This is a genomic window from Stenotrophomonas genospecies 5 (assembly GCF_054473825.1).
In genome coordinates, this window is sequence record NZ_JBTMUW010000003.1 from 365,569 (window position 1) to 390,457 (window position 24,889).

21 protein-coding genes are annotated in these 24,889 nt (G+C 67.1%); 8 read left to right on the forward strand and 13 right to left on the reverse strand.

From position 1 onward, the window contains the following. Positions 1–84: 84 nt before the first annotated feature. Positions 85–1,599: an acetyl-CoA hydrolase/transferase family protein gene (locus tag ACX9OW_RS18690; RefSeq protein WP_053519658.1), complete on the forward strand. Its 1,515-nt coding sequence runs from the start codon at positions 85–87 to the stop codon at positions 1,597–1,599. A gap of 259 nt (positions 1,600–1,858) precedes the next feature. Here ACX9OW_RS18690 and hglS read toward each other — a convergent pair whose 3' ends face one another. From hglS to ACX9OW_RS18735, 9 genes are all read right to left on the reverse strand, one after another. Further along, positions 1,859–3,220 carry a 2-oxoadipate dioxygenase/decarboxylase HglS gene (gene hglS, locus ACX9OW_RS18695; RefSeq protein ID WP_053519657.1) on the reverse strand — a complete coding sequence of 454 codons (1,362 nt, stop codon included), beginning with the start codon at positions 3,218–3,220 and terminating at the stop codon, positions 1,859–1,861. 100 nt (positions 3,221–3,320) lie between these two features. Continuing rightward, positions 3,321–3,809 carry a hypothetical protein gene (locus tag ACX9OW_RS18700; RefSeq protein ID WP_053519656.1) on the reverse strand — a complete coding sequence of 163 codons (489 nt, stop codon included), beginning with the start codon at positions 3,807–3,809 and terminating at the stop codon, positions 3,321–3,323. A 31-nt stretch (positions 3,810–3,840) separates the two neighbouring features. After that, positions 3,841–4,593, reverse strand: coding sequence for an HAD family hydrolase (locus ACX9OW_RS18705; RefSeq protein ID WP_053519655.1), 753 nt, complete (start codon positions 4,591–4,593; stop codon positions 3,841–3,843). 95 nt (positions 4,594–4,688) lie between these two features. Further along, positions 4,689–5,096: an EF-hand domain-containing protein gene (locus ACX9OW_RS18710; protein WP_053519654.1), complete on the reverse strand. Its 408-nt coding sequence runs from the start codon at positions 5,094–5,096 to the stop codon at positions 4,689–4,691. A 227-nt stretch (positions 5,097–5,323) separates the two neighbouring features. Further along, positions 5,324–5,695, reverse strand: coding sequence for a hypothetical protein (locus tag ACX9OW_RS18715; protein ID WP_053519653.1), 372 nt, complete (start codon positions 5,693–5,695; stop codon positions 5,324–5,326). 71 nt (positions 5,696–5,766) lie between these two features. Continuing rightward, positions 5,767–6,480: a M15 family metallopeptidase gene (locus tag ACX9OW_RS18720; protein ID WP_053519652.1), complete on the reverse strand. Its 714-nt coding sequence runs from the start codon at positions 6,478–6,480 to the stop codon at positions 5,767–5,769. Continuing rightward, positions 6,413–7,963 (reverse strand): serine hydrolase domain-containing protein, encoded by a 1,551-nt coding sequence (locus ACX9OW_RS18725; protein ID WP_459062685.1) that lies wholly within the window; start codon positions 7,961–7,963, stop codon positions 6,413–6,415. Before ACX9OW_RS18725 ends, ACX9OW_RS18720 begins: the two co-directional genes overlap by 68 nt. 58 nt (positions 7,964–8,021) lie before the next feature. Further along, on the reverse strand, positions 8,022–11,021 hold the full coding sequence (locus ACX9OW_RS18730) for a TonB-dependent receptor (protein WP_111186633.1): 3,000 nt from the start codon (positions 11,019–11,021) through the stop codon (positions 8,022–8,024). Positions 11,022–11,072: 51 nt separating this feature from the next. Further along, positions 11,073–12,533, reverse strand: a complete 1,461-nt coding sequence (locus ACX9OW_RS18735; RefSeq protein ID WP_053519649.1) for a transglutaminase-like domain-containing protein — start codon at positions 12,531–12,533, stop codon at positions 11,073–11,075. Between the two features lie 132 nt (positions 12,534–12,665). Here ACX9OW_RS18735 and ACX9OW_RS18740 point away from each other — a divergent pair, with 132 nt between their 5' ends. From ACX9OW_RS18740 to ACX9OW_RS18765, 6 genes are all read left to right on the forward strand, one after another. Beyond that, on the forward strand, positions 12,666–14,102 hold the full coding sequence (locus ACX9OW_RS18740) for an SH3 domain-containing protein (RefSeq protein ID WP_053519660.1): 1,437 nt from the start codon (positions 12,666–12,668) through the stop codon (positions 14,100–14,102). Then, complete coding sequence (locus ACX9OW_RS18745; protein WP_053519648.1) at positions 14,099–15,205, forward strand: dipeptide epimerase; 1,107 nt, start codon at positions 14,099–14,101, stop codon at positions 15,203–15,205. Before ACX9OW_RS18740 ends, ACX9OW_RS18745 begins: the two co-directional genes overlap by 4 nt. A gap of 73 nt (positions 15,206–15,278) precedes the next feature. Then, positions 15,279–16,124: a MurR/RpiR family transcriptional regulator gene (locus ACX9OW_RS18750; protein WP_053519647.1), complete on the forward strand. Its 846-nt coding sequence runs from the start codon at positions 15,279–15,281 to the stop codon at positions 16,122–16,124. Between the two features lie 27 nt (positions 16,125–16,151). Continuing rightward, complete coding sequence (locus ACX9OW_RS18755) at positions 16,152–16,928, forward strand: L,D-transpeptidase family protein (RefSeq protein WP_053519646.1); 777 nt, start codon at positions 16,152–16,154, stop codon at positions 16,926–16,928. Beyond that, the gene (locus ACX9OW_RS18760) at positions 16,925–18,223 is read left to right on the forward strand and encodes an APC family permease (RefSeq protein WP_164151066.1); all 1,299 of its coding nucleotides are present in this window, start codon (positions 16,925–16,927) and stop codon (positions 18,221–18,223) included. Before ACX9OW_RS18755 ends, ACX9OW_RS18760 begins: the two co-directional genes overlap by 4 nt. 111 nt (positions 18,224–18,334) lie before the next feature. Continuing rightward, positions 18,335–18,679 (forward strand): hypothetical protein, encoded by a 345-nt coding sequence (locus ACX9OW_RS18765; protein ID WP_053519473.1) that lies wholly within the window; start codon positions 18,335–18,337, stop codon positions 18,677–18,679. A gap of 90 nt (positions 18,680–18,769) precedes the next feature. Here ACX9OW_RS18765 and yiaA read toward each other — a convergent pair whose 3' ends face one another. Further along, complete coding sequence (gene yiaA, locus ACX9OW_RS18770; RefSeq protein WP_053519474.1) at positions 18,770–19,219, reverse strand: inner membrane protein YiaA; 450 nt, start codon at positions 19,217–19,219, stop codon at positions 18,770–18,772. 169 nt (positions 19,220–19,388) lie between these two features. Here yiaA and ACX9OW_RS18775 point away from each other — a divergent pair, with 169 nt between their 5' ends. Then, a complete protein-coding gene (locus ACX9OW_RS18775) occupies positions 19,389–20,573 on the forward strand; it encodes a PQQ-dependent sugar dehydrogenase (RefSeq protein WP_053519475.1) in 1,185 nt (394 codons plus the stop codon). Positions 20,574–20,618: 45 nt separating this feature from the next. On the opposite strand, the gene ACX9OW_RS18780 is transcribed toward ACX9OW_RS18775, so the two are convergent. The 3 genes from ACX9OW_RS18780 to ACX9OW_RS18790 form a co-directional block, all read right to left on the reverse strand. Then, positions 20,619–21,134: a hypothetical protein gene (locus ACX9OW_RS18780; protein ID WP_053519476.1), complete on the reverse strand. Its 516-nt coding sequence runs from the start codon at positions 21,132–21,134 to the stop codon at positions 20,619–20,621. Between the two features lie 161 nt (positions 21,135–21,295). Next, positions 21,296–23,470: a glycoside hydrolase family 3 N-terminal domain-containing protein gene (locus ACX9OW_RS18785; RefSeq protein WP_053519477.1), complete on the reverse strand. Its 2,175-nt coding sequence runs from the start codon at positions 23,468–23,470 to the stop codon at positions 21,296–21,298. Between the two features lie 128 nt (positions 23,471–23,598). Then, a complete protein-coding gene (locus ACX9OW_RS18790) occupies positions 23,599–24,870 on the reverse strand; it encodes a mechanosensitive ion channel family protein (protein WP_053519478.1) in 1,272 nt (423 codons plus the stop codon). Positions 24,871–24,889 lie beyond the last annotated feature (19 nt).

The window sequence follows — 24,889 nt, forward strand, 5'->3', positions numbered from 1 at the left end:
GCGAAAAGCCATTCCACGAAGGTAGCCCCCCCGTACGCCGGGGGATGGCCGATAATCGAGGCTCCCCCCAGAAACACTGTCGTCATGTCTGTTGATCGCATCGCCAACGCGCGTCTCCGCGACCGCGTGGTCTCCGCCGAGGCCGCAGCCGCGCTGATCCAGCCGGGTGAAACCGTGGCCATGAGCGGGTTTACCGGCTCGGGCTATCCCAAGGCCGTCCCCGTGGAACTGGCGCGCCGCATCGAAGCGGTGCATGCCCAGGGCCAGCCCTTCCAGATCAAGCTGATGACTGGCGCCTCCACCGCGCCGGAGCTGGACGGTGCGCTGGCCAAGGCCGACGGCATCGCCATGCGCATGCCCTTCCAGAGCGACCCGGATGCGCGCAACCGCATCAATGAAGGCAAGCTGGATTACATCGACATCCACCTCAGCCACGTTGCGCAGCACGTCTGGTTCGGCTTCTACGGCGAGATCGACACCGCCGTGGTGGAAGTCTCGGCCATCCGCGAGGACGGCTCGCTGGTGCCGTCCACCTCGGTCGGCAACAACAAGACCTGGCTGGACCTGGCGAAGAAGGTGATCGTCGAGGTCAACGAGTGGCAGCCGGCCGGCGTCGATGGCATGCATGACATCTACTACGGCACCGCGCTGCCGCCGCATCGCAAGCCGATTCCGCTGGTCAACGCCAACGACCGCATCGGCGATACCGCGCTGCGCTGCGACCCGGACAAGATCGTGGCGGTGGTCCGCACCAACGGCCCGGACCGCAACAGCCCGTTCAGCCCGATCGATGCGACCAGCGAGCAGATCGCCGCGCACCTGATCGACTTCCTCAAGCACGAAGTGAAGCACGGCCGGCTGCCGCCGAACCTGCTGCCGCTGCAGTCCGGCGTGGGCAACATTCCCAATGCGGTGCTGGCAGGCCTGGCCAGCAGTGGTTTCCGTGATCTGGCCGCGTTCACCGAGGTGATCCAGGACGGCATGCTCGACCTGCTGCGCGACGGCGTGCTGAGCTATGCCTCGTGCACGGGCTTCGCGCTGAGCCCGCAGGCCAACGAGACGTTCAAGGAGAACATCGACTTCTACCGCGAGCGCATCATCATGCGCACGCAGGAAATCTCCAACCATCCCGAGCTCGTGCGCCGGCTGGGCTGCATCGGCATGAACGGCATGATCGAGGTGGACCTGTACGGCAACGTCAATTCGACGCACGTGATGGGCACGCGGATCATGAACGGCATCGGCGGCTCTGGTGACTTTGCCCGCAACGGGTTCCTGTCGGCGTTTCTCAGCCCGTCCACGGCGAAGAACGGCACCATCTCGGCGATCGTGCCGATGGCCAGCCACGTCGACCACACCGAACACGATGTCTCGGTGATCGTCACCGAGCAGGGCCTGGCCGATCTGCGCGGCCTGACCCCGCGCAAGCGTGCGCAGGTGCTGATCGACCGCTGCGCGCACCCGGATTTCCGCCCGCAGCTGCAGGACTACTTCGACCGCGCCAGCCGTGAGAGCTATGGCAAGCACACCCCGCACCTGCTGCCGGAAGCGTTGTCCTGGCACCAGCGGTGGCTCGATACGGGCACGATGAAGGGTTGAGGCATAGGGTTCGCCGGGCATGGCCCGGCGCTACCGTTGCATCCTTCGCCGCTTCGCCGGGCATGGCCCGGCGCTACCGTTGCATCCTTCGCCGTCTCGCCGGGCATGGCCCGGCGCTACCGTTGCGTCCTTCGCCGTTTCGCCGGGCACGGCTCGGCGCTACCGCTGCATCCTTCGCCGTTTCGCCGGGCGCGGCCCGGCGCTACCGCTGCATCCTTCGCCGCTTCGCCGGGCCATGCCCGGCGACCACCGCAACGCATCAACCGCGCAGGCTGGCCAGTGATTCGGCCTGCAGGCGCTCGTAGATGTCGAACTCATCGTTCACCGGCACGCCCAACGCCTGCTCGAACGCTTCGCGGTTGGCATGTGCGGCATAGGCGCGCTGCTCTTCGCCACCCAGGTTCGACTGGAAGATGCCTGCGGCGCTGACCGGCAGGAAATCCTCGTAGACGATCGGGTCGGCCACCACCAGCCCCGCCGCGATCAGGGCTTCCGCCGGCAGGTCACCAATCCCGCCAGGCGCGGCGCGGCCGGCCTCGGTCAGCTGGTAGCGGAAGTAGCCCAGACCCTCGCGGCGCAGGGTGTCATGGTCGTCCGGGAACGCTGCGAACGCTGCCTGCAGGCGCTGGCCATAGTCGCCACCGGTACTGCCGGCACCTTCGCTGTTGCGCGCCTGCGCCAGCAGCTGGTCGTACAGCGCGCGCCCCTTCGGCGTCAGGGCCAGGCCACGCTGCTCGATCTCGCCGAACCGCGCGGTGTGGGTGCCGGCATCACCGCCCTGGTCATCGGGGAAATGCACGGCTTCTTCCAGCGCTTTGAAACTGGTCTGCCGCAGCAGGATCGGACAGGCGCGGCGCGGCGGACCTTCGATGACTGCCTTGGCGGCCATCCCCTGCTCGATCATCGCTGCCTGCGCGGCATCGATGTCCAGCGTGCGCGGGGTCAGGTGGTTGATGTGCGGGCCACGGAAGCTGACCACGTCGGCCACCAGCCGGTGTGCCTGGTGCAGCGCATGGTAGGTCGGCAGGTCGACGGTGGCGTCACCGTGCCAGCGGAAGGTCTCCAGCGCCTCGGCCACGAAGCGCTCGGCGTCGTGCTGCGACAGCCCGCCATCGCGCTCGGCCTGGTCGATCAGGGCCAGGGCGGCGTCGGTGAAGATGCGGCGGCGGGCCAGGATCTGTGCCGACTGTGCACGCAGGGCCTCGTCCCCGATCAGTTCCAGGCGCAGCAGCGAGGTGAACACGCGGAACGGATTCTGCGCCAGCGCCGCCCCGGTGAGCGGGCGAAACGCGGTGGAATGCACCGGCACACCGGCCACCGACAGGTCGTAGTAGCCGACCGGAAACATGCCCATCACCGCGAACAGGCGGCGCAGGGTGGCCAGCTCCTGCACGGTGCCGACGCGGATCGCGCCGTGCCGCTCCTCGTCCAGCCGGCCGCGCTCATCGTTGCGCTGCAGCTGCGCAGCCAATGCAGGGTCCTGCGCCAGCACCTGCGCGTTGATCCGCTCCACCAGTTCCACCAGCGTGCCGTACAGCGGCACTTCGGTGCGGTACATGCGGGACATGGCCTGGGCGAACAGGCGGCGGATCACATCAGGCGAAACGAAAGAGGCGCTCATCAGTCACTCGATTACGGGAACGGGGAACAGCTCGAACCCGTATTGTCGCCGGAGCGCGGGGCCGGCGGCGATATGCAGAGCAGCATGGAGCGGACCGGCGCTACCGGTTGAGCTGGCGCTTCAGGGTGGCATCCAGGGTGATCGGCCGGTCCCAATGCTCATAGCTGGCCACGATGGCGTGGCGCACGGCGCGGTAGTGCAGATTGTCCGGTGCCTTGGGCATCCGCTTCACCACGGCCTGCCAGCCGCCGGCCGGGTCACGGCTGAAGGCACGCACGCTGTCGCGGCAGGTCTGGCCGCTGGCCTTGGCCCAGAAGCAGGCGAAGTACAGGTCACCCGCCTGCCAGCCGTGGGTGCTGAACAGCGCGCTGACATAGCCACGCGGCACATCGGCATAGCGCGAGACCTCGTCGAGGAAGGCATCGGGGTAGCGCTCGGCGTAGTGGTTGATGTCGCGCAGCTGGGCGTCGATCCAGCGGTCGCCGGTGTCCACCTCATAGGCCGCCGAGCGTTCGGCCGTCTGCTGTGCCAGCACGGTGGCCGGCGCCAGCAGCAGGAGCATCAGCAGCGTGAGCAGGCGAGCATTCATGCCCCGATTCTGCCGCAGCCGTCGCGCCCTGTCAGGCCGCGACGCTGGCCTTGGCTTCGATCGCGGCCAGTGCGGCCGGCCAGTCCCAGGCGGTATCGGCGCTGACCATGCGCGGCTCGTCGTCGGCCACGCCATGCTGGGTCTCGTGCGCCCAAGTGACCGCATAGGGCGTATGGATGCCCCAGCCCCCCAGCGTGACCACCGGCTCGATGTCCGAGCGCAGCGAATTGCCGACCATCACGAAGCGCTCGATCGGCAGGTCGAACTCGGCCAGCACGCGGGCATAGGTTGCCGGGTCCTTCTCCGAGACGATCTCGATGCGCGGGAACAGTTCATGCAGCCGGGCGACGTTGATCTTCGCTTCCTGGTGGAACAGGTCGCCCTTGGTGATCAGCACCACTGGATAGTGCTCGGCGATGGCCGCCACCGATTCACGCACACCGTCGATCAGCTCGACCGGATGGCGCAGGGTGTCGTGGCCGATATCGAGGATGCGCTGGATGTCCCTGGCCTCGATGCGCTGGCCGGTGATGTCGATGGCCGCCTCGATCATCGACAGCGCCATGCCTTTCACGCCGTAACCGAACACACCCAGGTTGCGCTGCTGCACTTCCAGCAGGTGACGGGCGGTCTGGGTGTCGTGCACGTCGATGTAGCGCGACAGCAGGTCAAGGTAGTCCTGCTCGGCCTTGCGGTAGTAGTCCTCGCTCTTCCACAGCGTGTCGTCACCGTCAAAACCGACCAGGCCGATGGCGCGCGCGGGCGCAGGCGTGGAGGTGTTCATCGGACAAGGATACAGGCGCGGCGAGGGCGAAAAAAACCCGGGCGGCTGACGCCGCCCGGGTACCCATGCACCGGTTGTCCCGAATCAAAGGTGGATCAGCGGCCCTGTGCGGCGCCGCCGGCACCGGCCTGCTGGGCGGCCACATAGGCCTTGTACTCATCGGCGCTCAGCTCGCCGTCCTTGTTGGCATCGGCCTGGTCGAACACCTGGGCAAGGCCGGCGTTGACCTGTGCCTCGGACTTGCTGATGGTGCCGTTGCCGTCGGTATCGATGCTGGCCCAGGTCTGGCCGCCGCCGCTGGCCTGCGCCGATGCGGCAGCCGCTGCGTCAGTGGCCTGGTTCGCGGCCTGGCCTGCCTGCGCGGCGGCCTGCTGGGCCTGCGCTGCATCATTCTGCGCCTGTGCGGCCTGCTGCTGCGCGGTCTGCGCCATGGCCGGAATGGCCAGTACGCTGCCGGCGGCGACAATCAGGGCCATCAGGGGCTTGCGGTTGCGAATGGTCATCAGGGATGTCTCCTTGGGGTGGTGTTGCGCGGCCTGTTGTTTCCGCACGGCACCTACCCTGCCACCCCGTTTCTGAATCGATTTTGCGCCGCGACCGGCATCCACACGCGCGGTTAACCACTGCCCAGCGCGCATGCATTAGCGCGGTGGTTAGGGGGAAGTGAGCGGCCCATAAGGCGAACATTCAACGCCCTTGGATTTAACCCGCAGGCAACGAAAAACCTGCGTCAGTCGACGTTCTGGGACGATGACCGCGAACTGAACAACACCCATCCCAGCGCCACACCGGCGAGCGCTCCGGCAATCTCCAGCACCACGCGGCTGCCGAGTTCGTTCGGATCGTGGATGGTGGCCAGGAACAACCGCGCATACAGCGGCGACTCCAGCCGCACGATTCCCATGTAGAAGAGCTTCCATGCATCGATGCCGGCCGAGATCACCACGGCGATGACGCACGACCAGCCGATGGCATGGCCTACCGTCCAGTGCAGCAGGCGGCACAGCCGATGCCAGAGCAGGTACACCAGCAGGCCAACCAGCAATGCGATGGCGCCAGCTTCCAGGGTACCGAGCAGGCCGAAATGCAGGGGAAGATTCATCGGGTGCGCAGGAAGGGAAAGGCGGCCAGTGTACGACGGAGGGTCTCGGCGGCGCGGACCCGCCGGTGCTGCTATCGAACGGGCACGTCGTAGGCGGTCATCGGGTCCGGCTCGGGCTGCAGCGTGTAGTGCCACCACTCCTGCGCATAGTTGCTGAAGCCATGCCGGGCCATCGCCTGCAGCAGACGGGCACGGTGGGCCCGCTGTGCGTCATTGAGTCCTTCGGCCGCGGTGTGCGCCCGCGGACCGAAGAAATCGAAATCGGTGCCCATGTCCAGCGGCGTGCACGTGTCGCGCCGGCACGCCAGCAGGCCGACGTCCACGGTGGCGCCGCGACTGTGGCCCGAGCGCTCGGCGATGTAGCCTTCGCTCAACAGCTGCGGCTTTTCCAGATCCGGATACTGCAGTGACTTGCGTGACTGCTCCGCGGGGTCATGTGCCCAGGCCACGAACGCCTGCACCGCGCGCACCGGGCGATAGCAGTCGTAGATGCGCAGAGCGAAGCCCTGCGCGCGCAGATCCGCTTCGACCCGTGCCAGTGCGGTCGCGACCGGCGCCAGCAGATAACAGGCCGGCGCTTCATAGCCAGGCACGCGTGCGCCCGTGAAGTTGCCGGCGCCGGCATAGCGGATGTCCAGCTCGATTCCCGGCGACACCGTGCGGATCTCCACCAGCCCGGCCTGCGACGCATCGGTGGCCGACGATAGGCGCGGCGCCTCACTGGCGTGCGCGGGGCTCGCCAGTGCAGTCGCCAGTGCGAGTGAAATGCAGATCCTGGAAGTCATAGCTGAAGTCGATGTCCGGGTCGATCGCGCGCAGTTGCAGGGACGGCACCGGGCCATCGCCGGGCTGCAGCCACGCCTGCGCGTCCTCACCCAGCGTATCCCAACGCAGCAGCCAACGCTGCTGCAGCTGCATCACCCGGGCCTGCAGGCGAGGCGATTTCTCCACGCGGAACCGCAGGCCGTCGGGGCCTGGGCACAGCCAGGCGGTTCCCAGCCACGGATCCGCATAGCGGCCCTGCCACTGCGGCAAGGCCGTGCCGGATACGGCGCGCGCACGTTCCGTCGAAGGCGCCACATGCCCCTGCGCACGCTTGGACGCCTGCGCGCGCTCCAGTTCATCGAGGTAGTCGGCGGCACGCCTGCGGTCCTGCGGCGCGGTGTACGCCTTCAGCATCGACTGCATCAGCGCCGTACGTGCCTGCTCGCCCTCGCCATTGATCAGGATCACCACGCCGATGCCACGGTCGGGCAGCAGGGCCAGCGACGAATACATGCCGGACAGGGTGCCGGTATGCGCCACCTTCCAGTGGCCATCGATGTCCGACAGGCGCCAGCCGTAGCCATAGCCATGGACGTGTGCGTTGTCCCAGCGCCGCTGCATGTCACCCAGCGGCATCGGCATGTGCAGCGTCCACAGCGCGCGCCGCTGTGGCGTGTCCAGCCAGTCCGGCACCAGGTCGGGATCCAGCAGCACCTGCATCCAGCGCGTCATGTCGCGCAGCGAGCAGCGGATGCCACCGGCCGCCATCGATGGCAGATCGGCGCTGATCTCACCGTCGGCGTTGACCACCGCCGTGCGGCCGTCGCGCCGCGCATGCGGCTGGGCGACGTTGCCGACGTCGCGCACCGACCAGCGGCCGACCTGGCAACGGGCCATTCCCAGCGGCTCAAACACCTGCTCGCGCATCAGCTGGTCATAGGGCTTGCCCCCTGCGGCAGCAGCCACTTCACCGGCGACCACGTACATCAGGTTGTCGTAGGCATAGCCGCTGCGGAAGCTGGTAACGGGTTTCAGATGCGCAAGCCCGGCGATGATGTCGGCGCGGGTGAACGTATTGGGTTCAGGCCACAGCATCAGGTCGCCAGCGCCCAGCCCCAGGCCGCTGTTGTGGATCAGCAGATCACGCACCTGCATCTGCTGCCCCACCCAGGCGTCGTGCATACGGAAGCCGGGCAGATGCCGCTGCACGGGGTCATCCCAGCGCAGCCGGCCCTGCTGCACCAGCCGTGCCAGCAGCGCGGCGGTCATCGCCTTGCTGTTGGAGGCGATCTTGAACAGCGTGTCCTCATCAATGCGACCGCCATCACCCCGCATGCCCTTGGCATGGCGGTACACCACCTGTCCCTGGTCCACCACCGCCACCGCCATCCCAGGCAGGTGCTCGCGTGCGACAACGGTGGCGATATCGGCATCAAAGCGCGCGGGCTCCGCCGGCGCAGCAGGCGAGGTGGCAAGTGCCGCAAGGACGATCAGCTGAAGCACAGGCCCGCTCCCTTGTGTCATTGCCCGCGCCGCCCCTTCGAGCGGCGCGGGCACAGCGTCAGTAGCTCCAGGTCACCGTCAGCTGCGCATAGCGCGGCGACTGGAAGCCGGTGCCATAACGATACAGCGGGTTCGGCGTACCGATGCTGTCCTGCGGCTCGTAGTCTTGGTCCACCGTCACCACACGCTGCTGGTTGAGTACGTTGTACACCGCCAGCTTCAGGCGCAGGTCGGTGGGGATCGGCACCTTGTACGACACGCTGACGTCGAGGTCGTAGGTCCACGGCGTGCGGCCATCGCCACCGCGCGGGGAATGCACGAACACGCGCTCGGACGGCACACTCGCCTGGCAGTTGGACACGCACACGTAATAGCTGTGGAAGTCGGTGTCGTCGAACGGATTGCCGGCGCCGAAGCGGGTGATCGGGCTGCCCGACTGCACGCCCAGCGTCGCCGCCACGCTCAGGTTCTCGGTCAACGCATAGCTGCCACGGAACTTGAACTGATGCCGCCGGTCATTGGCCAGGTAGCCATAGCCGCCGTAGTTCACCCAGGGGTTGTCGAAGTTCTCGGTACGACCGGCATCGGCGAAGTCGGTATCGGAGTTGACCGGGCCTTCGGCGTTGCCACGGCCGTAGGCCAGCGTATAGGACGCATTGAAGCCCCACTTGCCATCCCAGGCGCGATCGACCTGCAGCTCCAGCGCCTTGTAGTCGCGCTTGGGCTTCACCCAGCCGCGCTGGCCAACATAGTTGCCGTCATCGTCATACAGCGCCCAGCCTTCCTTCGACGTATCGATGCTGATCCAGCCGTCGTTGCTGCCGTCGCAGTTGGTATCGCCCCAGACGGTATTGCTGCGCCCGGGATTGCCCATGATCCAGACGCTGTCGATGGCACCGCACTGGCCGGTGGCGGTGATGTTCATGTCATCGATCGCGTTGTGCAGGCGCCGATAGGTCACGCTGGCGCCGACCGACCAGGCTTCGTTGATCATCTGCTGGAAGCCGAGGATCGCCTCGTCCTGGTAGACCGGGTCCATGTCCCGGTTCACTTCGGCACGCAGGTCCGGCACGCTGCCATCACCCTGCGAATTGTCGACCGGCCCGATCTGTGCCCCCAGGTTCGGCACGTTGTTGGCGGCACCGCTATAGCCGAGGAATTCGTACCAGGTGCGTTCGTCCAGGAAGCCACCGGCCTGCTTGATGTTGATGACGTTGGCCACCGGCAGGAAGTAACGGCCAAGGTTGCCGAACACCTTGGTGGTGCCATCACCGCGCACGTCCCACGCGAAGCCCAGGCGCGGGGCCAGCATGTCGTCGATCTTGATGTAGCTGCTGCCGTCGCCGCCCTTGTTGTCGAAGGCTTCCAGGCGCAGGCCCATGTTCAGCAGCAGGTTCGGGGTGACCTGCCAGTTGTCTTCCAGGTAATACGCCGAGTTGATGGTTTCAAACGAGCCATCCACTTCATACCGGCGGGTGCGCGCGACCAGGCCACTGGCCGGCACGATGCCCCCATTGAGCGAGCTGCCCGGCGTGCGGTAGTAGATGTCGTAGCGGAAACCACCCGGACCGGGATAGGCGCGGCTGTAGTCGGAGGTGTTCTCTTCGCGGTCCAGGCCGAAGCGCAGCAGATGGTCGCCCAGGGTCCACTCGAAGTCGGCGCGTGCGGCCTTGCGCGTATCCAGTGCCGATTCCAGCAGCGAGCTGCTGGTGCAGCTGCGGTCGCCCTGCAGCTGCGAGGGCACGCCCTGGCTGGCGGTACGGTTGTCGAACACGCGGTTGCAGTTTTCGTCCATCAACGAGCTCTGCGCGCGGTTGCGCTTGTTCTCGCCATACATCAGCTTCATGGTCAGGTCGTTGTTGACCTGCCAGCTGTAGGTGCCCGACCAGTTCCTGCCGCCCACGGTGTTGTAGATCTGGTTGCTGCGCTCGCCTACCGTCTGGCCACTGGCATAGTCGTAGTTGTAGACATCGGTAAGCGTCTTGCTCTTGTCCGAGAAGCCGAACAGCGACAGCATCTGGTTGTCGGTGATCTGCCAGTCGATCTTGCCGCCCCAGAACGGGTCATCGGCCTTGCCCTGGCTCAGGCGCGTACCGGCATCGTTGGTCGAGGTTGGCCGGTAGTCACGGGCCTCGTACATGCCGAAGAAGAACAGCCGGTCCTGGACCAGGGCACCGGAGGCGAACACGTTGAGCGCACTGCGGCTGTAGTCGTCGCGGCTGGCGGTGATGTAACGGCTGCCTTGGCCGTCATAGCGGTCGCGGGCCTGCGACTGCCACGCGCGGGGTTCGAACACCAGCTCGGCACCGGCCTTGAAGTCGTTGCTGCCCGAGCGGGTGACGGCGTTGATGACGCCACCGGTGCTGCGCCCGAACTCCACCGAATAGCCTCCGGTCTTGACCTGGAACTCCTGGTAGAAGGAGAACGGTACTGACGAGAAGCCCACCCGGTTGTAGAAGTCGGTGACGTTCAGTCCATTGATGTACACGGTGTTCTCGGCCACTGACGAGCCGCCGAACGAAATGCCCTGCCCACCCAGCGAGCCCTTGCCCTTCACTGCGCCCGGCGCCAGCAGCGCGACGGCGGTGATGTCACGGTCCACCGGCAGGCGCGACAGCTCCTCGCGGGTGATGTTGGTGGCCGATTCGGTGGACTTCACATCCACCATCGATACCACCTGCGGCGCGCGCACCTCCACCGTTCCCAAGGTACTGACCGCACCCAGCGGCACATTGACGGTGGTTGCGCTGCCCAGTCCGACGGTGACCTGGCCGACGCGGCTGGCACCGCCGCCGGGCAGGCTCACCTCCATCTCATAGGTGCCCACCGGCAGCAGCGGAATGCGATAGCTGCCGTTGGCATCGGCCTGTACCGAGCGGACGAAGCCGGTGGCCGGATTGCGCACCGTGACCGTGGCGCCGGCGGGAACCTGGCCGGCATCGCTGACCAGCCGGCCGGCGACGGAGCCATCCTGCGCGAAGGCGCCGGGCGCGATCACGCCCAGACAGGTACCCAGGGCGACGCACAGCGCCGCCCGCTTGATGTTGTATGCCTTCATCCCCTGCTCTCTCCTGCAAGAATTGAATGGTGCCGATGGTGGTGTGTCGCGCTAGCGTTGCCCGGCGGGCAGTACCTGCCACTGGAAGTCGTAGCTCCATTGGTCGAAGTACAGGTTGCCGCCTGCCCACTCGGCCTCGCCGCGCTGCGAGTCGACCGTTTCCGAGCGGAAATGCTGTTTGGCCGGCACGAACGGCTGGCCGAAATCGTCGTTGAAGGCGATGCGGTAGCCGTCGAGGCCACCCAGGTAGAAATCGCGCAGCGCAGGTACATCGCTGGCCAGTGCACCGGTGGTCACATCCATCGGCAGCCAGCCATACGGCGCCAGATAGACCTGTCCCCAGTCATGCAGGTTGTTGTAGCCGCTGCCATCGTCGGAGAACACCATGCCCGACTGCCAGCGCGCGGGAATGCCGTTCATGCGCAGCAGCGCGATCAGCAGCAGCGTCTGCTGGCCGCAGTCGGCATGGCCGGCACGCAGCGCGTAGTCGCTGATGTTGCTGAGGGTGGAATACTCGCGTGCGCCGGCCCATGGGATGCGATCGACCGCCGCGAACAGCCTGCGCATGATCTCGTAGGGGCGTGTTTCGCCCTGCAGCACCTGGTCGGAAAACAGTTTCAATGCCGGCGTGAAACGCACATGCGGCAAGTGTTCGCTCAGGTAAGGCTGCAGCGCGGCGTCGGCCGGTGTCGGCTGCACCCGGGCCGGATCGATTGCCGTGTGGCGGGCGAACAGGGTGACGGCATAACGGATCTCGAAGCGCGTGGGCTGCCCGGCGACGGCCTTCGCTTCCAGATAGGCGGTGCGCTGCAGGGTACCGGCGGGTGCCACGCGTGCTTTGTCCGGTGTACTGCCAAGCCATTGCACGCGCTCCTGCTGGCCCGGAATCTCGCGCGGATAGGGAATCCAGGCGCGAACGGTTTCGCCCGCCGGGACCGCATCGGCCTTGACCGTGAGCGACTGCGTGAACGCGATGCGCTGCGGCAGCACCGAGCCCTGGCCGCTTTGACCGGCAGCAGCAACGACACGTGCGTGGTGCGCGTTTAGCACTTCATTCGGGCCCGGAGACGGCATCGGTGCATCGGCGCGGCGGCGTGCACGCGCTTCATCGCTGAGCAGGAACAGGTTTGAGGGCGCGCGCTTGAAGTACGCGCGCCTGCCATCGATATCGAGGTGCTCGATCAGCCCCAGCTGGTCCCAGCGCGCGAACTCCTCGTCGGTCAGATCCGGAATCCAGCGACGCACCGCCGCTTTGGCCGCCGCTTCGTCGAGGGAAAAATCCAGGCGGATGCGGCGCATGCGCTCGCGCTGGAATGCGTCTTCGGCAGCATCGCGCCCGGTCGCCAGCAGCGCCTGGGCGTCGCTGAAGCGCCCGCTGTCGATCAGGTCGATCACTTGCAGCTGCCGGCTGTCGCGCGCGTCTGCCGCGTGCGTGGCCGACGCCCACAGCAGCAGCGCGGCACACAGGCCGGCGGCGGCAGGCAGACGCGGTTTGCGAACGGCAGGATCCACAGCGACACTTCCCAAGCGCGGGTGGTAACGGCTGTGTAACACGGGCCGGAGGACCGGTCAATAATTTATTCTTGCTTTCGCGAGCGAAAGGAATAAATATTCCTTAAGGCATTCGAGGAGGGTGTGCTGCGCATGATCCTGGCTTCCCGCGAACCGCGCCGGCAGTGGCCGCGCCGGTTGACCCTGGCCCTGTGCCTGTTCGCCGCACCGGCCTTCGTGCAGGCTGCCGCGCCCGATCCGGGCGCGCCGCTGCCGTATGTGATCGGTCTGCACGAGGCTTACCTGACCCCGGACTACTGGGCCGCCCGGCTGGACGATGCCGATGCGCCGATCCTCGACCGCGCACAGATCCAGGCGCAGAACGCACGGATGCGCGCAGAGGATGCCCATATCCAGGACATCGCCGCCCTGCCCGCCCAGCTGGATGCGGCACAGGTACGCAGCAGCATCACGGCGCTGTCGAGCTGGCCCACGCGTACGCTCTACAACGCCAAGGGGCAGGCGATCGCACCGGCAGTGCGCAAGGCCATCGAAGCCAACCTCGGCCTGGATGCGATTCCCGCACAGGTGGCGCCCGACTACGGGCTGGTGGTGAAGCGTGCCGCACTGCGCACCTTCCCGACCCGCGAGCGGGTCTTCAGCACGGTGGGCGATACCGATATCGATCGCTTCCAGGAATCGGCGCTGTTCCCCGGTGACAAGGTCGCCGTGGTCCATCGCAGCACCGATGGCCGCTGGTTGTTCGTGCACAGCGAGCGTTACAGTGCATGGATCGAAACGGACGCCGTGGCCACCGGCGACAAGACCAGCGTGCTCGGGTATGGCAGCGCCGGCCCGTACCGCATCGTCACCGGCGCCACCGCGCACACCGTCTACACGCCGGAAGAGCCGCGCGTCTCGCGCCTGCAGCTGGACATGGGCGTGCGCCTGCCGGTGCTGGCCGACTGGCCTGCGGCCACGCCGGTCAACGGCCAGCAGGCCCACGCCTCATGGGTGGTGCAGCTGCCCGTGCGCGAGGCCGATGGACGACTGAAGCTGGTTCCGGCACTGCTGCCGCGCTCGCAGGACACGGCCGCCGATTACCTGCCGCTGACCCCTCGCCGGCTGTTGCAGCAGGCGTTCAAGTTCCTGGGTGAGCGCTATGGCTGGGGCCATGACTACGATACCCGCGACTGCAGCGGCTTCGTTTCGGAAATCTACCGCAGCTTCGGCGTGCTGCTGCCGCGCAATACCAGCGCCCAGGCGATCAGCCCGGCACTGGATCGCCTGCCGTTCACCAGCAGGGATGGCAAGGCCGCGCGCGAACGTGCCGTCACCGGCCTGCAGGTCGGTGATCTGGTCTACATCCCCGGCCATGTGATGATGGCCATCGGCCACGTCGACGGCCGCACCTGGGTCATCCACGATACGGCCGGCGGCAGCTGGTTCGGCGCCGACGGCACGCGTGTGCAGGCCCATCTCAATGGTGTTTCGGTCACGCCGCTGGAGCCGATGATGGCCAGCGACACGGTCCGCTACATCGACCGCATCACCAACATCCAGCGCCTGCGGGCCAAGACCCCTGAATGAAGATCACCGCCATTGAACTGGGCATGCTGCGCGTGCCGCTGAAGACCCCCTTCAAGACCGCCCTGCGCACCGTGGAAACCGTGGAGGACGTGGTGGTGCTGGTCCGCACCGACAGCGGCCACACCGGGTACGGCGAGGCGCCGGCCACCGCGGTGATCACCGGTGATACGCATGGCTCGATCATCGAAGCGATCCGCCACTTCATCGCTCCACGCCTGATCGGGCAGGACGTTGCCAACCTCAACCGCCTGTGCGGGCTGGTGCAGACGTCGATGGAGCGCAATACCAGCGCCAAGGCCGCAGTGGAGATCGCCCTGTACGACCTGTGGGCGCAGCTGCATGGTGCGCCGCTGTACCAGATGCTCGGCGGCGGCGACCCGGTCATCACCACCGACATCACCATCAGCGTGGACTACATCGACAAGATGGTGGCCGATTCGCTGTCGGCGATCGAGCGTGGCTTCGAGTCGCTGAAGATCAAGGTCGGCAAGGACATCGGCCTGGACATCGAGCGGGTCAAGGCGATCCACGCGGCGGTTGAAGGCCGCGCCCTGCTGCGCCTGGACGCCAACCAGGGCTGGACCGCCAAGCAGGCGGTGCACGCGATGCGCACGCTGGAGGATGCCGGCGTGGTGCTGGAGCTGCTGGAGCAGCCGGTGAAGGCCGCCGACATCAGTGGTCTGAAGTACGTGACCGACCGGGTCAACACGCCGGTCATGGCCGATGAGAGCGTGTTCAGTCCCAGCCAGGTGATGGACCTGATCCAGCAGCGCGCGGCGGACATCATCAACATCAAGCTGATGAAGACCGGTGGCCTGTCCAATGCCATCCGCATCGCCGACATCGCCGGCATCTACGGCGTGCCGTGCATGATCGGCTGCATGATCGAATCGAGCATCAGCGTGGCCGCGGCCGTGCACCTGGCCGTGGCCAGGAGTGATGTGATCACCAAGGTCGACCTGGACGGTCCTTCGCTGGGCCAGTTCGACCCGGTCAGCGGCGGGGTCAACTTCAACGAGTCGGAGATCACCATCAGCGATGCGCCGGGGCTGGGAATCACCGAGGTGCGCGGGCTGGAGATGATCGCGCCGCCGCGCTGGTAGGCCGCAGCACGGGCGCTACCGCCGACCGTTGATCCCGCTTACCCTTCCTGCAACCGGACCCACGCTGAGCCCCATGCCACCCCTGGTGAAAATCCGCTCCGAGCGCGGGCAGATGTCGGCCATCGAACGCCGCATCGCCGACTTCATCCTCGACAACGCGCACCTGCTGCGCGACTACTCGTCGCAGCAGCTGGCCAGCGCGCTGGGCATCAGCCAGTCCAGCGTGGTGAAGTTCAGCCAGAAGCTGGGCTTCAAGGGTTACCCGGACCTGAAGTACTCGATCGGCCAGGACGTGGCGCGCGCCGGCCACGATCCGCAGGCACGCCCGCCGTCGCCGAGCGCCGGTGACTACGCCGACATCGCCGGGCGCCTGCGCCTGAGCCGGGCAGCCGCCGAGGAAGAGACCAGCCTGGCCAATGCGCAGGCTGATGTGGAGGCCATCGTGCGACTGCTCGACAGGGCGCCTAAAGTGTTCGTGTACGGCCTTGGCGATGACGGCCTGTACGCGCGCGAGTTCGCCATGCGACTGTCGCTGCTGGGCATGCTGACCGTGCACCATGCCGATCCGATCCTGATGATGGCCAACCTGTCAGCGGCGCGGGCCGGTGATGCCATGCTGGTGTTCTCCGAGTTCGGCAAGCTGCCGCAGCTGTTCCAGCTGTCGCGGCAGTTCCAGGACGTGGGCGGGAAGGTGGTGTCGATCACCCGCCACACCGCCAACCCACTGCGCGCACATGCCGACCAGTCACTGGTGGTCTGCGCCCATGACCCCGCACCGCACGTGGCGCAGCTGCTGTACCGTGCTTCACTGCAGTCCCTGCTCGACTTCGTCTTCGTGCTTTTGTGCCATGCCAACCCGGACCGCCACCGCCAGCTCGGGGTGAACCTGGAACGGATCGAACACCTGATCGACGCCTGATCGACCCCTGGTTCACTGGAGTCCACGATGCTGCCGCTGCTGCGTACCGCCCTCGCTGTCACCGCTCTGGCCACCGCGCTGCCGGCCGGCGCGCTCACCCCGCTGCCGCCGATGGCGCGCAGTCTGCAGGCCATCGTGGTGGTCACCGACAGCTGGGATGCCACCCAGGGCCGGCTGCAGGCCTATGAGCGCAGGAGCAGCGACGACACGTGGCGCCCGCACGGCCCGGCCTTCACCGTGGCCGTGGGGCGTGAGGGCAGCGCGTGGGGCGTGGGCCGTGAGTCGCTGCACAACCAGGGGCCGCAGAAGACGGAAGGCGACGGGCGCAGTCCGGCCGGCGTCTTCGATATCGGCCCCGCGTTCGGCTACGCGCCGACGATCGCCAGCGCGATGCCGTATCTGCCGATGACGGCCAGCCACTACTGCATGGATGTACCCGCCTCGCGCTACTACAACCGCATCGTCGATGCGGCGGACGTAGGTACCGCCGCAGTAGAAGGCTCCACCGAACCGATGCGGCTGGACCTGCACAACAAGGGCGATGTGCGCTACCGCGAGGGCTTCGTGATCGAGCACAACAGCAGCCGCAGGCCGGGCAAGGGCAGTTGCATCTTCGCCCACCTCTGGCGCAAACCGGGCGAGGCCACGGCCGGCTGTACGGCAATGGAGCCGCGCCACATGACGGCCCTGCTGGCCTGGCTGAAGCCGGACACGCGCGCGGTCTTCGTCCTGCTGCCCAAGACGGAGTACGACAACCTGCAGGGGCCGTGGCAGCTGCCGGCCCTGACCGGAGCGTTGCGTTGAGCGCCCAGGACGAACCGCAGCTGCAGCGCGCGGTCAGCCGCTGGCAGATCGTCGGCCTGTCGATCAACGACGTGATCGGCAGCGGCATCTATCTGCTGCCGGCGGCCACCGTCGCCCTGCTGGGCCCCTTCAGCCTGTGGGGCGTGGTCGCCGCCGGCATCGTGGTGGCCCTGCTGGTGCTGTGCTACGCGCAGGCCGCCAGTTACTTCGATGAACCCGGCGGCAGCTATCTGTATGCCCGCGAAGCCTTTGGCCGCTTCGCCGGCTTCGAGATCGGCTGGATGATCTGGCTGACCCGTATCAGCTCGGCCGCCGCACTCAGCAATGCGCTGGCCGATGCGGTCGCGCGCTTCTGGCCCTGGGCCGGGGCCGGCACGGGTCGCCTTGCCGTGATCGTGCTGTCGCTGGGTTTCCTGACCGGCGTGAACATCATCGGCGTGCGCTCGGCGGCCCGCACCGGCATCGTGCTGGTGATCGGCAAGATGCTGCCGCTGCTGCTGTTCGTGGCCATCGGCGCGTTCTACATCGATCCGCAGCTGGCGTTCTCCGGCCAGCGCCCGGACCCGCACGACCTGCAGCGCATGGGTGAGGCCGCATTGTTGCTGCTGTATGCCTACGCTGGTTTCGAGAACATCCCGGCGGCAGCCGGCGAGTACCGCAATCCCCGTCGCGACATTCCATTCGCGTTGATCACCATGATCATCACCGTCACCGTCATCTACGGCGCGGTGCAGGTGGTGGCGCAGGGCACCCTGGCCGGGCTTGCGTCGTCGCCGACACCGCTGGCCGATGCCGCAGCCGGATTCGGCGGTGAGGCACTGGCGTTGATCCTGACCGTCGGCGCGACCATCTCCATTCTCGGCACCAACAGCAATACGATGATGATGGGCCCGCGCTTCCTGTTCGCGCTTGCCCGCGATGGCTACGGGCCGAAGATCCTCGCGCAGGTCCATCCGCGCTTCCGCACACCGGCTGCCGCGATCTTCTGCCAGGGGCTGATCGCCCTCGGCCTGGCGCTGTCCGGTTCGTTCGTGCAGTTGGCGCTGCTGTCGATGACCACGCGACTGTTCGCCTACATCGGAACCGCGGCGGCCGTGCTGGTGCTGGCCAAGCGCTACGCCGACCGGCCGGGCGCACTGAAGCTGCCGGGCGGGCCGCTGATTCCGGTCCTGGCCCTGCTGCTCTGCCTGGCCCTGTTCGCCAGTGCCAGCTGGCAGAACATCGCCGCCGCACTGGTCGCCTTCGCCATCGGCGCAGTGATCTACAAACTGCCGCGCAAGGACGTAGGCGCCTGATGATCGGCAGCGACGGCGCGGATGGAGGACACCTTCCCTTCACGCGAGCGGACCGGACCGTTAACCGCCATGGCGGCATGATCGAAGCTCATCCACCACGGAGCCCGATCGATGAGCCCCGAGTACCAGATCCCCGGCCGCGTGCCGGATGACAGCGCACCGCGCCAGGCCGTTTCCGACTTCTGGCGCGAGCGTTACACCGCGGAACCCTATTACGACAACCAGCTGTTCTTCGAGGACTACGAGCCGGCCTATCGCATCGGCCACGCTGCCCGTGCGCAGGACATGATCCGCGCGTACGAAGAGGTGGAGGCCGAACTCGAGTCGCGCTGGGCGAGCGAGCGCGGCAAGAGCCGGCTGGAATGGGCGCAGGCCCGCAACGCCGTCCGCCGCGGCTGGGAAGAAGCGGTCAACCTCGACCAGCGCCTGGACCGGGGCGTACCGCGCGGCACCTGAGGGCACGCCCCGCTGCGGCCGGGCCATGCCCGGCTGTCCTTCGGCACTGCGGCAGAGCCGGGCTGGTCCCGGCTCTGCGCAATCCGGGCGTCAGTCGTGTTCCGGCAGCGGCGGCACGGCCTGACCGCGTGCATTGCCGCCGTTGGCGGCGATCAGGTCGCGGGTGTTCTTCTGCACCGCGACCGCGCCGAACAGCGCAAGTGCGAAGGCCATGGCGTAGAAGCCCTTCTCGCTCAACAGCAACGTGGCATTCCACAGGCCCACCAGCAACAGCAGCAGCGCCGACAGCAGGGCGAACCAGCACAGCGCGTAGTACAGGCCGCTGACCGGGATGCCCTCCACGCGGTCGCGCACGCTCTTCTGCAGCGATACCGCCGCAAACAGGCCGTACAGCAGCAGCGCCAGGTAGTAGCCCTTCTCGTTCAGGGCCATTTCGGCGTTGAACAGGCCGATCAGATAAGCCACCGCGCCAAGCAGCAGCGCCACCCAGGAAGCGGCGACGAAGGCGGGAGACGGCTTGTGGGTCGGAACAGTGTGCATTGCAGATCCTTGGCAGACAGACGGGCATGCATTGCCCGGGCGTGCCCACCCTAGACGATCCGCCCCACGTCGCACAGGGGGTAGCAGGACCTTCGGGCCACGACGGTCACACCCGCAGTGGTATACAAGGGAACGCTTGGCCATCCGCATCCCCGCCCCGGAGATTCCCGTGACCCGTACGCCCCTCCTGCTTGCCCTCGGCCTGGCGCCGATTCTCGCCACCACGGCCTGCAACGCCGCCGATCCTGCATCCGCTACGGCCGGTACTGCCGCCACCGCTGCTGCACCCGCCGCGACTGCGGCCGCAACCGACCAGCGGCCGTTCACCGCCACGGAAGTCAGCCGTTTCGATCAACCGTGGGCAATGACTTTCCTGCCCGATGGCAGCCTGCTGGTCACCGAGAAACGCGGCAAACTGCAGCACCTGGACGTGGCCAGCGGCCAGAAGCATGAGATCACCGGCGTACCGAAGGTCGCCTATGGTGGCCAGGGCGGCTTCGGCGATGTCATCCTGCACCCCGACTTCGCCCGCAACCAGGTCATTTACGTCAGTTATGCGGAGGAAGGCACGCTGGATACCCGCGGGGCCGCGGTGGCCCGCGCCACGCTTGCCCTGGACGCCGATGGCGGCGGCCAGCTCAAGGATCTGAAGGTGATCTGGCGACAGACACCGAAGGTCAGCGGGCAGGGCCACTACGGCCATCGCCTGGTGTTCGGTCCGGACGGCAAGCTCTGGATCAGCTCCAGCGAACGGCAGAAATTCGACCCCGCGCAGGACATGGGCGGCAACCTCGGCAAGATCATCCGCCTCAACGACGATGGCAGCCTGCCGGCGGACAATCCGTTCGCGTCACAGGGCGGCGTGGCTGCACAGGTGTGGTCGCTCGGCCATCGCAACATCCTGGGCATGGCCTTCGATGCCAACGGCAAGCTGTGGGCGCATGAGATGGGGCCGGCGGGCGGAGACGAACTGAACCTGATCGTGCGGGGCGCCAACTACGGCTACCCGGTGGTCTCCAACGGCGACCACTACGACGGCCGGCCGATTCCCGACCACGACACGCGCCCGGAGTTCGCCGCGCCAAAGGTGACCTGGACGCCGGTCATCTCGCCTGCGGGCTTCGTCATCTACAGCGGCACCCTGTTCCCGCAGTGGAAGGGCAGCGGCTTCATCGGTGGCCTGTCCTCCACATCACTGGTGCGCGTAGCCTTCGAGGGCGACAACGCGCGCGAGGCGGAACGTTTCGACATGGGTGAGCGCATCCGTGAAGTGGAACAGGGGCCCGATGGCGCGCTGTGGCTGCTTGAAGATGGCAGCAAGGCGCGCCTGCTCAAGCTCACGCCGAAGACCTGATCAGGTAACGCAGGGTGGCGGGCCAGAGCCCGTCACCCCGCACGCTCACTGGATGGTGATGACCTTCACTTCGGTCCGGGTGCAGGCCGCATCAAGGCACTGGCCGCTCAACCACACCTGGCCATCGCCGATCATCACGCCCTGCTGGTTGACGAACACCTTGCCGAAATCCTGTGCGGACACCGCCTTGACCACGGCCGGCGTGATGATCTTCTCGTAGCTGCGCTGGAATTCGCCCGGTCCGGCGATCGTCTTTCCGCCGCTGATGTTCAACGGGAAACGTATTTCCTCGACGACCGCCGCGCGATCACCGCCGACCACCGCCGTTCTGAAGGCAGTGAAGACCTTCTCGTACTGCGCCGCGTCACCGAGCAGTGTCTCGATGCGCGCGCGCGCATCTTCGGTCTGTTCGCTCGTGGGTGCCGCAGGTGCTGCCGGTGCTGCCTGCACGGGTTCGGCCGGCGGTGCGGCAGCGGGCGTTGCCTCCGGTGCGGTCGGCGGCGCCGGTTGGGCACAGGCTGCCAGCAGCAGCGCGGGGGCAAGGAAAGCACTCTTGCGCATGGTCGGGCTCCATCGGATCACGAACCCCGATGGTAGCGCCGGGTCAGGCCCGGCGTGTTTGCCATGGGTGACGACGCGCACACCCACAGCGATGGTAGCGCCGGGCCATGCCCGGCGTGTGGGTGACGACGCCGGGCATGGCCCGGCGCTACCGTTCCCGTTCAGCCCTTCAGCAGTTCGAACTGCACCGGCTCGCCAGCCGCTGACGACGCGCACACCCACAGCTCGAACAGGCCCGGCTCGGCACGCAGCACGCCATCGCGGCCGGTGAACGCCAACTGCTCGCGATGCAGGGTGAACACCACATCGGTGGATTCGCCCGGCTGCAGTGCGATCTTGCGGAAGTCCTTCAGCTCGCGCACCGGCCGCACGCGGCTGGCCACGCGGTCATGGATGTACAGCTGCACCACTTCCTCGCCGGCCACGGTACCGGTGTTGGTCAGCGTGGTGGTGATGGTCAGGGTGTCGTCCCAGCCCAGCTCTGCCGTGCTGAGCTGCGGCACCCCATAGGCGAAGGTGGTGTAGCCGATGCCATGGCCGAACGGATACAGCGGCTCGTTGGGAATCTCGCGCCAGCGTGCCTTGAACTCCGACATCGTCGGCAGTTCGGGGCGGCCGGTACGCGGATGGTTGTAGAAGTACGGTTGCTGGCCGGACACCTGCGGGAAGCTGACCGGCAGGCGGCCGGACGGGCTGTAGTCGCCGAACAGCACATCGGCCACCGCATGACCGGTCTGCGTGCCCAGGTACCAGGTGACCGCCACGGCCTGTGCATTGCGCACCGCACCTTGCAAGGCCAGCGCGCGGCCATTGCGCAGCAGCACCACCAGCGGCTTGCCGGTCATCGCCACCGCCTCGGCCAGTGCCTGCTGCGCCGGCGGCAGGGTGATCTCCACGCGCGACTGCGCTTCGCCGCTGTAGCGCTGCGGCTCGCCCAGCGCCAACACCACCACGTCGGCACGCAGCGCAGCCGCCACGGCGGCTTCGGTGCCCCCCGGGATCGCGGTTTCCAGATCGCAACCGGGCACGATCTCCAGCAGCGACGCGTCACCGATGGCGGCACGCACACCGGTTTCCAGGTCCACATAACGCTGCTTGTCGCCGAACAGGGTCCAGCAGCCTTCGATGTTTTCGCGGTCCTGCACGAACGGGCCGATCAGCGCGATCTTCTGCCCGGTCTTCTGCAGCGGCAGCACGTTGTCACGGTTGTTCAGCAGCACGATCGAACGGCGCGCGGCATCGCGCGAGAGCTCATCATGTGCGGCGATGTGCGAGTCGTCCGCTTCGCGGGCCGGGTCCAGCGACCGGTACGGGTCGTCGAACAGGCCGATGGTTTCCTTCAGCCACAGGATGCGGCGCACGCCCTCATCCAGCACCGCCATCGGCACCTCGCCGCTTTCCACCAGGCCTGGCAGGTGCTCGGCATAGAAGCCGCTCTGCATGCTCAGGTCCAGGCCGGCGGTGAAGGCCTTGGCGGTGGCGTCGCGGTCATCGGCGGCGTAGCCGTGCGCCACCAGTTCCATGTCGGCGGTGTAATCGGAGATCACCACACCCGGGAACTTCCACTCGCCACGCAGGATGTCGGTGAGCAGTTCTGCATTGGCGCTGGCCGGCACGCCGTTGATGTCGTTGAACGAGGACATCACCGTGATCGCACCGGCATCAAAGGCCGCCTTGAACGGCGGCAGGTGCACGTCGCGCAGGGTCTGCGGCGAGATGTCCACCATGTTGTATTCCATGCCGGCCATCACCGCGCCATAGGCGGCGAAATGCTTGGGCGTGGCCAGCAGCGAATCGGCGGCACGCAGGTCGCTGCCCTGGAAGCCGCGCACACGGGCAGCGGCGAAGGCACAGCCCAGCACCACGTCCTCGCCTGCGCCTTCGGCGCCACGGCCCCAGCGCTGGTCGCGGGCGATGTCCACGGCAGGCGCATAGGTCCAGTGCAGGCCGGCGGCGGTGGCCTCGACCGCAGTGGCGCGGGCGGTGCGCTCGGCCAGGTCCGGCTCGAAGCTGGCGGCCTCGCCCAGCGGGATCGGGAACACGGTGCGCATGCCGTGGATGACGTCGGCAGCGAGGATGACCGGGATGCCCAGCCGGCTCTCCTCGGTCGCGACCTGCTGGATGCGGCGGCCCAGTTCGGCGCCCACCCCGTTGAACAGCGAGCCGACCTTGCCCTCGCGCACCTGCTGCAGCACCTGGTCGGCATTGCGCACGTTGGCTTCCGGGTTCACGTCCGGGGCGAACGGGCGGACCATGTCCGCGAAAACACCCAGCTGGCCGACCTTTTCCTCGACGGTCATCTGGGCAATGAGGGATTCGATGCGTTCGGAGGCCACCGGCAGTCCTTGATGAAAACGTTTACAAGCCCGGCATTCTAGCGATCCCGGGCCATTTGGCGAGAGGTTTCGGCATTCAGTTTCATCCACCAGCGGGGTCCGTACGGTCCCGCGGGCGGCACGGCAGCTTACTCCGAGCAGGCCGACTGGCGCTGCCCGGCCATCAACATGGCGTCGCTGGACGCCTGGAACACCCTCAGGCCGAAGGCCGGCAGGATCGCCAGCAGATGGTCGAAAATGTCCGACTGCACGGCCTCGTACTCCGCCCAGGCGGTAGTGCGGGTGAAGCAGTACAGCTCCAGCGGCAGGCCCTCGGTGGTCGGTTGCAGCTGTCGCACCAGCAGGGTCATGTCGGTGTGGATACCCGGGTGGCTGCGCAGGTAGCGCTCCACATAGGCCCGGAACGTGCCCAGATTGGTCACCCGGCGGCTGTTCACGTCCGCCACGCCCTGTTCGCGCAGGCGCCCGTTCCACTGCCCCAGCTCCTGCTCCTTGTCGCGCAGGTAGTCGCGCAGCAGGGCGAACTCACCGAGAAAGGCCAGGTCGCCCTCGTCCAGGAAGCCGACGCTGTGCTGGTCCAGGTACAGCGCGCGCTTGATGCGTCGGCCACCGGCCTCCTGCATGCCGCGCCAGTTCTTGAACGACTCGGTCACCAGCTTCTTGGTCGGGATGGTGGTGATGGTCTTGTCGAAGTTCTGCACGGTGATGGTGTGCAGGGCGATGTCGATGACGTCACCATCGGCGTTCTGGCTCGGCATCTCGATCCAGTCGCCGATGCGCACGCGGCCATCGCCACTGATCTGCACGCTGGCCACCAGCGAGAGGATGGTGTCCTGGAAGATCAGCATCAGCACGGCCGTGGCCGCACCCAGGCCGGTCACCAGCGGGCCCAGCGCCACGCCCAGCAGGGTGGAGATGATCGCCAGGCCGGCCGCCACGAAGATCACGATCTTGACCACCTGCAGGTAGCCCTTGATCGGCTTGTTGCGCGCATCCGGCTTGCGCTCGTACAGGCTGTTGGCCGCATCCAGCGCATGCGAGAAGGCCAGCGAGACGGTCAGCACCGCCCACACGATGCACAGCTTGACGATGACGCTGACCAGCCCGGGCGGCAGATCGGGAATGAGGGTGATGCCAGAGGCGATCACCTGGCTGGGCACCACGTTGGACAACCGCGAGATGACCCGCATCAGATGGCTGCCACGCCCGGATTCGGCACCGGGCAGGCGCTGCAGCAGACGGCGCAGCCCGCGCACCAGGATGCGCTTGGTCACCCAGTTGGCCAGGCCCGCCGCGAGCAGCAGGGCCGAAATCATCAACGCCAGGTAGGCGCCGGGATAGGGTTCCAGTGTGTTCTGCAGCCGCTCCATCCACTGTACCGCCACCACCGCATCCACCATCAGTCGTCTCCTGTTTCAG